General features: G+C 65.7%; 4 protein-coding genes. 2 read left to right on the top strand and 2 right to left on the bottom strand.

What is annotated here, in order from left to right; all coding sequences use genetic code 11:
* Positions 1 to 196: 196 nt before the first annotated feature.
* Positions 197 to 1,081, bottom strand: a complete 885-nt coding sequence (locus RCH15_RS18835) for an aldo/keto reductase (protein ID WP_326962179.1) — start codon at positions 1,079 to 1,081, stop codon at positions 197 to 199.
* A 74-nt stretch (positions 1,082 to 1,155) separates the two neighbouring features.
* Entirely contained in the window at positions 1,156 to 2,031 is an 876-nt protein-coding gene (locus RCH15_RS18840) for a helix-turn-helix transcriptional regulator (protein ID WP_326962180.1), read from the bottom strand.
* Between the two features lie 222 nt (positions 2,032 to 2,253).
* On the opposite strand from RCH15_RS18840, the gene RCH15_RS18845 reads away from it, so the two are divergent.
* Positions 2,254 to 3,447: an MFS transporter gene (locus RCH15_RS18845; RefSeq protein WP_326962181.1), complete on the top strand. Its 1,194-nt coding sequence runs from the start codon at positions 2,254 to 2,256 to the stop codon at positions 3,445 to 3,447.
* Between the two features lie 337 nt (positions 3,448 to 3,784).
* The gene (locus tag RCH15_RS18850) at positions 3,785 to 4,894 is read left to right on the top strand and encodes an FAD-dependent monooxygenase (RefSeq protein ID WP_326962182.1); all 1,110 of its coding nucleotides are present in this window, start codon (positions 3,785 to 3,787) and stop codon (positions 4,892 to 4,894) included.
* Positions 4,895 to 4,928 lie beyond the last annotated feature (34 nt).

Genomic DNA, 4,928 nt, shown 5'->3' on the forward strand with positions numbered 1-4,928 from the left:
CGTGGGCCCTCATGTCGCCAGCACCCCCCGATCGGTGGTGTCCGCAGCTACAACGGTGAGCCCGCCAAGCCGCTGAACGACACCACGATCCCCGCCACAGGCCTCGTCGATGACGATGGCTGACTTTGACTCCGGTCCGGCCAAGCGAGCGGTATTCCGTGCTGCTTCCTTGTCTCTGGTCTGGTTCCTGTCGTGCTTAGGCTTCGGGGATGGACCAGTCGAACCACTCGTTGTGGGAGACGTCGGGATCCGGGCCGTTGCGTACGCCGGTGTCCAACGCGTCGATGGCTGCAATCTCGTCCGGGGACAGTTCGAAGTTGAAAACGTTGAAGTTCTCTGCGATGCGTGCCGGGTTGGTCGATTTCGGGATGGCCGAGCGGCCCTGCTGCAGGTGCCAGCGGAGCATGACCTGCGCCGGGCTCTTGCCGTGCGCTTCAGCGATCGCGGCGATGGCCGGGTCCTGCATGACGTTCTTCCGGTCCTCCTCGCCCCACCCGGGGTAGAAGGTGATGCCGCCGATCGGCGACCAGGCCTGGGTGGTAATGCCGTGTTCGGCGTCCGCTGCCTGGACGTCCGGCTGGCTGAAGTACGGGTGCAGCTCCACCTGGTTCACTGCCGGGATCACGTCGGTCTGGGCCAGCAGTTGCTTGAGGTGGTGCGGCATGAAGTTGCTGACACCGATGGCCCGCACGCGCCCGTCGGCGAGCAGGGTCTCCAGCGCCTTGTACGCGGCGAGGGTCCTTTCGAACCGGCCCGGCATCGGCTGGTGCAGGATCAGCAGATCCAGGTAGTCCACCCCGAGCTTTCCGACCGCCTTCTCCCAGGCGCGCAGCGTTTCCTCGTAGCCGTAGTCACTGACCCATACCTTGGTCTCGATGAACACCTCCGAACGGTCCAGGCCGGAACGGCGGATCCCTTCGCCCACCTCCCGTTCGTTACCGTATCCGGCGGCAGTGTCAATGTGCCGGTACCCGGCTGCCAGGGCGGCCTCGACCGCAGCTGTTGTTTCTTCCGGTGCGCTTTGGAAGACGCCGAGCCCGAGGGCGGGCATGCTGACGCCGTTGTTGAGTGTGATGTTCATGTGGTTCAGGTTCTTTCGTTAGGGGCGGACGAATACTTTGAGTGCTTTGATGCCGCCTGCGGTGACCGGTGGGGTTAGAGGATTTCTGTGGCTGCGGGGGCGGTGGCTTCAGTAGCGGCCCAGGCGGAGAGCAGTTGCAGGGCGTCGTGGGACGGCGTGCCAGGCTGGGCGCTGAAGGTGATGAACGTCAGTCCGGGATCCGCCATGAGTTCCATGACTTCGAAGTCCAGTTCGAGCTCTCCAACGGCCGGGAGGCGGACGCGTTTTGAGCCGGTTTTGTACTGGTAGACGTTGTGCGCGGCCCAGCGCATGCGGAATTCGTCGCTGCGGGTCGAGAGCTCACCGATGAGGTCCGAGAGCTGACGGTCGTGCGGGTCGCGGCCGGCCGCGGCCCGCAGCAGGGCGACGCATTCGTTCGCTGCGCGGTCCCAGTCGGGTGCGAAGTCCCTTGCGCGGGGGTCCAGGAAGACGAAGCGTGCCTGGTTCGGCGGCAGGACCGCGGTGTCGAACTGGGCGGCGTAGAGTGCCCGGCCCATCCGGTTGGCCGCGATGATATCGAGCCTGCCGTTCTGGACCACTGCGGGCAGGTCCGTCATGGCATCGAGCATTCGCTGGACGGTGGGGCGGACACGCTGGTGCGGTGTGCGTTGGCGCTTCGGGCGGGTGGAGTTGTCGGAGGCACGGATCAGGTCCCTCAGGTGCCGCTCCTCGACGTCGTTCAGGCGCAGGGCATGGACCAGGGATTCGAGGATGCTCTCGGAGACACCGCTGAGGTTTCCGCGCTCGAGCCGGCTGTAGTACTCGACGCTGACCTGGGCGAGCATCGCGACTTCTTCGCGGCGCAGCCCTGGCACCCTGCGGCGGCCATAGGACTGCAGGCCGACCTGCTCGGGCGTCAGCCTGGCCCGCCGGGAGGTCAGGAACTCCTGGATGTCATTTCGGGTGCTCATGCCTTCAACGGTATGCCGGAGGGCCAGGGCGTAACCATGCCCTGTCAGTACATGGCTTAGGCGGGTCTGTTTAGGCAGGTCTGGACCGTGGTCTCGTAGATATAGACGGCGATCAAGCGCCGACCTCAACCCTCCCAAAGCCAAGATTTCCCGCCGCCCGATCCTGCCGCCACGAACATCACACGAACCACGAGTGGCACACGATCATTGAGAAAGAACATCATGACAACAACTCTTGCCGCCCATGGCATGACCCGCCTGCGGACCATCGTCTTCGCGATCGCCGCTGGCCTCGCCGTCGGGAACCTTTACTGGGCGCAGCCCCTCATCGAGGAGATCGCAAGCTCGCTTGGGGTTTCTTCCGCTGTCGCCGCGTCACTGGTCACCGTCACCCAACTTGGGTACGCGCTCGGGATCTTCCTCATCGTCCCTCTGGGCGACGTCCTGAACCGCAAGCGCATGATCCCGATCATCCTTGGACTGTCGGCGATCGCCCTCCTTGGCGCTGCCGTCGCACCGACGTTCTCCCTCCTTCTCGCCGCGCTCGGCGGCGTGGGCCTGACCACAGTGTCCGCGCAGTTACTGGTCCCACTGGCCAGTGAACTGGCAGCACCCGAACAGCGCGGGCGTGTGCTCGGCACGATCGCTTCCGGAGCCCTCATCGGCGTGCTCCTGTCCCGCACCATCAGCGGTGCCGTAGCGGAGTACGTCGGCTGGCGCGCCATCTATGTCCTGGCCGCCATCCTCACCGTCGCCCTCGCCGTCGTGCTCTCGTTCCTGATCCCCCGGCTGGAAAAGCGACCGGCCACGAACTACTTCCGTCTGCTCGGGTCCGTATTCACCACTGTGGCCCAGCACCGCGCCGCAGCTCCCACCATCCTCATCAGCGCCTCCGCGTTCTGCGTGTTCTCCCTGTTCTGGACTTCCCTGACCTTTCTGCTGTCCGCTCAGCCGTTCTCCTTCACCGTCGGCCAGATCGGACTCTTCGGCCTCGCGGGCCTCGTCGGGGCAGTCGCCGCACGACGGGCCGGCATGCTTCACGACCGAGGCTGGTCAGTACCGGCCTCCGGAATCGCGCTGACCCTCCTGGCCGTCTCCCTCGTCGGCGCCTGGCTGGCACAGTCCTCCGTCTTCGGCCTGATCGTAGTCGTCATCGTGCTCGATCTCGCCGCGCAGGCCACCCTCGTGCTCAGCCAGACCAGGCTGTTGTCCCTGCCCGGTCAGAACCGCAGCCGCCTGAACACCGCGATCGTCGTCAGCAACTTCCTCGGCGGCGCGATCGGCTCCGCCCTCGCCGGGCCGCTCTGGGCCACCGGCGGGTGGACCCTCATCACCGGCACTGCCCTGGGCATCATTGTCATAGCACTCCTGGTCTGGACCCTCACCCGCCGCGGCGCTCTCATCGACCAGAACTGACATGTCCAACCAACACTGACCAGTACCAACTAACAGGGAAGTGATTCCCGAATGTCCCGCACACCCACCGTAAGCACTCCTCCTCGAACTTTGCGCAATCGTGCAGCCCTCAACCGGGAGCGCCTGCTTACCGCCGGCTGGGACTTTCTCGCACGACGAGGACGAAACGCCACGCTGAACGACGTGGCGCACCATGCTGGAGTCGGTGTAGGCACCCGAACCCGCCGCGCAGCTCGAACACGAGACGTACGCCCTGACCGTTCGTTTTCCCTGCGGCCCGCCAAGAAAGCGGGTCGCAGGGACCGGGGCACCAGCAGAACAAGATAGGAGAGCCACCGTGCACACAAAGCACCGCCCCATGACCGGGACCACCGACCATCACGACCCCTCCGGCACCGCAATCGTCGTCGGGGCTTCCCTCGGCGGTCTCATGAGCGCCCTGGCGCTTTCAAGAGCAGGCGTGCAGGTCACCATGGTCGAACGCTCCGATGACACGGGCCGAACAGGAGCGGCCCTCCAGGTCCCCGATGGTCTCCTCGAACGCATCACCGGGCTCGACACATCAGAAGTACCGCAGCCCCTGGCACCGGGCATCCAGACATGGTTCGCCGTCCACGGAGCGCTCCGCGCCGCCATCGAAACAGACCCTCTCATCGAATTGCGACAAAACACCACTGTCAGCAAGGTTTCCCAGGACGCGCACTCCGCCTCGGTCATCACCTCGAACGGGCAGAGGATCACCGCGGACATCGTGATCGGGGCCGACGGCCACCGCAGCACGGTCCGCCGGCACATCTCACCCGACAACCCGGATGCCAGCTTCGCGGGCTACGTCATCTGGATCGGAATCGCCGACGAGTCGGCCATCGGAGCCCGGCGCTGGCCGGCAGACATGGCCTTCCTGGGCGGCGGCAGTGACACCTTGCTCGGATATCCGCTTCCGGGCGCCAATGGTTCCCTCGCCCCAGGATCACGCCGCCTTGGCTGGGCCTGGTACGACTCCAGCAGAAACGACCTGCTGCGTTCAAGCGGCAGCGTCAAAGGCACCGTGGTACGCCACTCACTCATGCCCGCCGGGATCCCGAACGCGACCTACCGCGAGCTCGCCCAACAGGCCCGCGGCTTGTTCCCCGCCCCGTGGAGCGATGCAATCCTCGACAGCATCGAAAGGCGGGCCGTCATCGGCACGCCCATCGCCGAATACGTTCCCACCCGGCTCGCCCGGGACCGCGTCGCGATCATCGGCGACGCCGCCCACGTGCCGACCCCCATGACCGGCAGCGGGTTCGCCGAATCCCTCTACGACGCCGAAGCCCTCGCCGACGCGGTCACAGACGGCGGCACAACACCCACGGCACTGCACAACTACGAGAACGCAAGGCTTCGCAGCGCTCGGGACCTCGTCCAATCAGGACAAAGCTTCAGCCGCTCCTTCGCCAGACGCTAGGCATGACCTTGTGCCGGCGACATGAGGGCCTACC

It is taken from the genome of Arthrobacter sp. MP_M4, assembly GCF_035984855.1.
Lineage (GTDB): Bacteria > Actinomycetota > Actinomycetes > Actinomycetales > Micrococcaceae > Arthrobacter.

Excerpts from the sequence above, each read along its gene's own strand:
- RCH15_RS18840 (WP_326962180.1), bottom strand. The coding sequence starts at position 2,031 with ATGAGCACCCGAAATGACATCCAGGAGTTCCTGACCTCCCGGCGGGCC.
- RCH15_RS18845 (WP_326962181.1), top strand. The coding sequence starts at position 2,254 with ATGACAACAACTCTTGCCGCCCATGGCATGACCCGCCTGCGGACCATC.
- RCH15_RS18835 (WP_326962179.1), bottom strand. The coding sequence starts at position 1,081 with ATGAACATCACACTCAACAACGGCGTCAGCATGCCCGCCCTCGGGCTC.